Below are 4,475 nucleotides of genomic sequence, written 5' to 3'. Positions count from 1 at the left end.
GTGCACGCATCCTCCAGGGAGAACACCCCGGCCACATGCGCCGCGGCGATCTCGCCGACCGAATGACCCGCCAGCACATCCGGGACGACACCCCACGACTCCAGCAGCCGGAACAGCGCCACCTCCACCGCAAAAATCGCCGGCTGCGCATTACCCGTGTCATCCAGACCATCCCAATCGACGTCCAGATGCGCGCACACCTCGTCGAACGCCGCCGCGAACACCGGGAACCGGGCGTACAACTCCCGGCCCATCCCGACACGCTGCGACCCCTGACCCGTGAACAAGAACGCCGTACGTCCTTGCCGGGTCTGTCCTTCGACGAGGGTGTCGCCGAGCCGGACCGCGCGGTGCCCGAACTCGGACCGCGTGGTGGCCAGGGCGTGTCCGACGCCGGCCGGGTCCGCGTCCAGCGCGGCGAGGCGGGCGAGTTGGGCGTGCAGCGCCTGCGTCGTCTTCGCGGAGACCGGCCACGGCGCGACGGTTGCCGCCGTCTCCGCTTCCGTCTCCGGCGCGGTCTCCGCGTCCGGCGTCGCCGCCCCGGCGGGCTGCTCCAGGATCACGTGGGCGTTGGTGCCGCTGATGCCGAACGACGACACCCCCGCCCGACGCCGCACCGACTCCGGCCACACGGTGCTCTCCCGGGCGAGAGCCACCGCACCCGCCTCCCAGTCCACATGCGACGACGGCGCATCCACATGCAACGACGCCGGCACCACACCATGCCGCATCGCCAACACCATCTTGATCACACCAGCCACACCCGCAGCCGCCTGCGTATGCCCGATGTTCGACTTCACCGACCCCAACAACAACGGAGTCTCACGATCCCGCCCGTACGTCGCCAGCAACGCCTGCGCCTCAATCGGATCACCCAACGTCGTACCCGTGCCGTGCGCCTCCACCACGTCCACCTCGGACGCGTTCAGGCCCGCCGACGACAACGCCTGCCGGATCACCCGCTGCTGAGCGGGCCCGTTCGGGGCGGTCAGCCCGTTCGACGCCCCGTCCTGATTGATCGCCGACCCGCGCACCACCGCGAGCACCTCATGCCCGTGCCGGCGCGCGTCGGACAGGCGTTCCAGCACCAGCAGGCCCACGCCTTCGCCCCAGCCGACCCCGTCGGCCGCGTCGGCGAACGGCTTGCATCGCCCGTCCGGAGACAGGCCGCCCTGCCGGGAGAACTCGACGAACGTGGTCGGCGTCGCCATCACCGTGACACCGCCGGCCAGCGCCAGGTCGCATTCGCCGGACCGTAGCGCCTGCGCGCCGAGGTGCAGCGCGACCAGCGACGAGGAACAGGCGGTGTCCACGGTCACCGCCGGGCCCTCGAACCCGAACGTGTACGACACCCGGCCGGAGGCGATGCTGCCGGCGCTGCCGCTGCCCTGGTAGCCCTCGAACTGGCCGCCGGACAACAGGTTGGCGTAGTCGCTGTACATCACGCCCGCGAAGACACCGGTCCGCGACCCGCGCAGGGTGTGCGGGTCGATGCCGGCCCGTTCCACCGCCTCCCAGGTGGTCTCCAGCAGCAGCCGCTGCTGGGCGTCGGTGGCCAGCGCCTCGCGCGGGCTCATCCCGAAGAACTCCGGGTCGAACTGCGCCGCGTCGCGCAGGAAGCCGCCCCACTTGGTGTACGAGGTGCCCGGGGCGTCGCGGTCGGTGCTGTACAGCGCGTCCACGTCCCAGCCGCGGTCGGACGGGAACTCCCCGACCGCGTCCACGCCGCCGCGCACCAGATCCCACAGGTCCTCCGGGGAGGTGACCCCGCCGGGGTACCGGCACGCCATGCCGACGATCACCACCGGGTCGTCGGCCACCGGCGGCAGCACCGCCGCCGGGGTGACCACCTGCTCGGCCACGCCCAGCAGCTCGTCACGCAGGTGGCCGGCGAGCGCCGATGCGTTCGGGTAGTCGAACACCACCGTGGCGGACAGCCGCAGCCCGGTGACCGTGCCGAGCCGGTTGCGCAGCTCGACCGCGGTCAGCGAGTCGAATCCCAGGTCCTGGAACGCCTTGCCCGGCTCCACGGCCGCGGTTCCGGCGTGGCCGAGCACCTGCGCGATCTGCGTACGGACGATCTCCAGCAGGGTTTGCGTCTGCGCCGCGGGATCCTGGCCGGTCAGGCGCCGCACCAGGTCGCCGGCCGCGGCGGCCCGTTTGGCCGGGGTGCGTACCAGGCCGCGCAGCAGTGGCGGAATGTCGCCCAGGGCGCGCAGCGCGGTCAGGTCCAAGCGGACCGGCACCACCGTGGCGGCCTCGGCGGCCACGGCCGCGTCGAACAGGGCAAGGCCCTGCTGTTCGGTGAGCGGCGGCAGGCCGGCCCGAGTCATCCGTTCCACGTCGGCGTCGGTGAGGTCCGCGGTCATCCCGCCGGTACGCGTCCACGGCCCCCAGGCCAGGGAGGTGGCCGGCAGGCCGGCCTGCCACCGGTGCTCGGCGAGCGCGTCGAGGTAGGCGTTGGCCGAGGCGTATCCGGCCTGCCCCGGGTTGCCGAGCAGCCCGGCGACCGAGGAGAACAGCACGAACGCGTCGAGGTCGCGGTCGGCCACCGCCTCGTGCAGGTGCCACGCCGCATCGATCTTGGGGCGCTGCACGGCGGCGAGCCGTTGCGGGGTCAGCGATTCGACCACACCGTCGTCCAGCACGCCGGCGGCGTGCACCACCGAGCGCAGGTCCGGCAGAGAGGCCACCAGGTCCCGCACCGCGTCCCGGTCGGCCACATCGCACGCCACCACCCGGGCACCCAGCTCCGCCGCCAGCTCCGCCGCGCCCGGCGCGTCCGGGCCACGCCGGCTCACCAGCACCAGATCGGTCACGCCACGCCCGGCCAGATGCCGGGCGACAAGCGCGCCCAGCCCACCGGTGCCGCCGGTGACCAGCACCGTGCCGCGCCACTGCGCCGGTTCGGCGGTGGCGGCGACGCGGGCCAGCCGGGGCGCGAAGGCCGCGCCGTCGCGCAGGGCGAGCACCGGTTCGTCGGTGGTCAGGGCCGTGTCCGGCACGTCGCCGTCGGTTTCGATGAGCGTGAACCGGCCGGGGTGCTCGGACTGGGCGGAGCGCACCAGGCCGCGCACCGCCGCGCCGGCCAGGTCACCGGGCCGGGTGACGATCGCCAGCCGGCGTTCGCCCTCCGGGTCGGCGGCGAGCCGTTCCTGCAACAGGCGCAGCACGTCGGCGGTGGCGTCGTGCGGGTCCGCGCCTGCTTGCACCACGTGCCGGTCGGCGGGTTCCGCGCCGCTCTCCGGCAGGCGCACCGGCGTCTGGTCCACCCGGTACAGCGGTTCGGTGGTGGTCAGTTGTCGTGGCGCGCGCACCAGCAGCGCGTCGGCGGCGGCGATCGGGGCGCCGGCCGGGTCGGCCACGGCCACCGCGAAGCCGTCACCGACGCGGGTCAGCCGCACCCGGGCCGCCGCCGCGCCGGTGGCGTGCAGGGCCACACCCTGCCAGGCGAACGGAATCCCGGCGGGGCGGTCGCCCGCGTCCAGCATCAGCGCGTGCAGGGCAGCGTCGAACAGCGCCGGGTGCAGCCCGTACGCGGCGGCGTCGGCGTCGTCGGCCAGGGCCACCTCGGCGTACAGGTGGTCGGCGTCGCGCCAGGCGGCGCGCAGTCCTTGGAAGGCTGGGCCGTATCCGAATCCGCCGTCGGCGAGCCGGTCGTAGAGACCGTCCACGGCGACCGGTTCGGCGCCCGGCGGCGGCCAGGCGGCCGGGAAGGCCACCGGGCGACGGGCGGCGCCGAGGCGGCCTTCGGCGTGTTCGGTCCAGACCGCGTCCGGGTCACCGTCGGGTCGTGCATGGATGGTGACCGCGCGGCGGCCGTCCGGGTCTGGCGCGCCGACCCACACCTGCACGCCGGCGGCGGCGCGGCCGGGCAGGGTCAGCGGCGCGGACAGGGTCAGTTCGTCCAGGGCCGGGGTGCCCGCCTGATGCCCGGCGTGCAGGGCGAGTTCGACCAGGGCGGTGCCGGGCACCAGGACGGCGCCGTGCATCTCGTGGTCGGCCAGCCAGGGCTGGTCGGCGACCGACAGGCGGCCGGTGAACAGCCACGCGTCGGAGCCGGGCAGGGTGATCGCGCCGGTCAGCAGCGGGTGGTCCGCGGTGTCCAGGCCGGTGGCGGATCCGCCCCAGCCGAGCGCCTCGGGTGTCATGGTGGCGGGCCAGAAGTGTTGGTGCTGGAACGGGTAGGTGGGCAGCTCCACCCGGTTGCCCCGATCCACCACCACCGACCAGTCCACCGGCACACCCGACGTCCACGCCCGACCCACCCCGGCCAACACCGTGACCACCTCGTCACGATCCCGCCGCAAGGTAGGGATGCCACCGTCGACCATCGCCGACAACACCGCATCAGGTCCGACCTCGACGAACCGGGCCGCATCACACGCCGCCACACCGTCGGCGAACCGCACCGTGGCCCGCACATGCCGCACCCAATACTCGGCATCCGCGAACAGCCCGGACTCGACCCGACC

Annotated in this window: 1 protein-coding gene; it reads right to left on the bottom strand. The window is 74.1% G+C overall.

Annotation, left to right across the window (positions count from 1 at the left end; genetic code table 11):
• Positions 1–4,475: type I polyketide synthase (locus tag IEY73_RS32405; RefSeq protein WP_189083169.1), on the bottom strand; the 4,475-nt coding region annotated here is incomplete at both ends.

The sequence above is a fragment of the Mangrovihabitans endophyticus genome, from assembly GCF_014646155.1.
Lineage (GTDB): Bacteria > Actinomycetota > Actinomycetes > Mycobacteriales > Micromonosporaceae > Actinoplanes > Actinoplanes endophyticus.
Note: the sequence above shows the minus strand (reverse complement) of the source record. Positions and strands in the feature narration are given on the sequence as shown.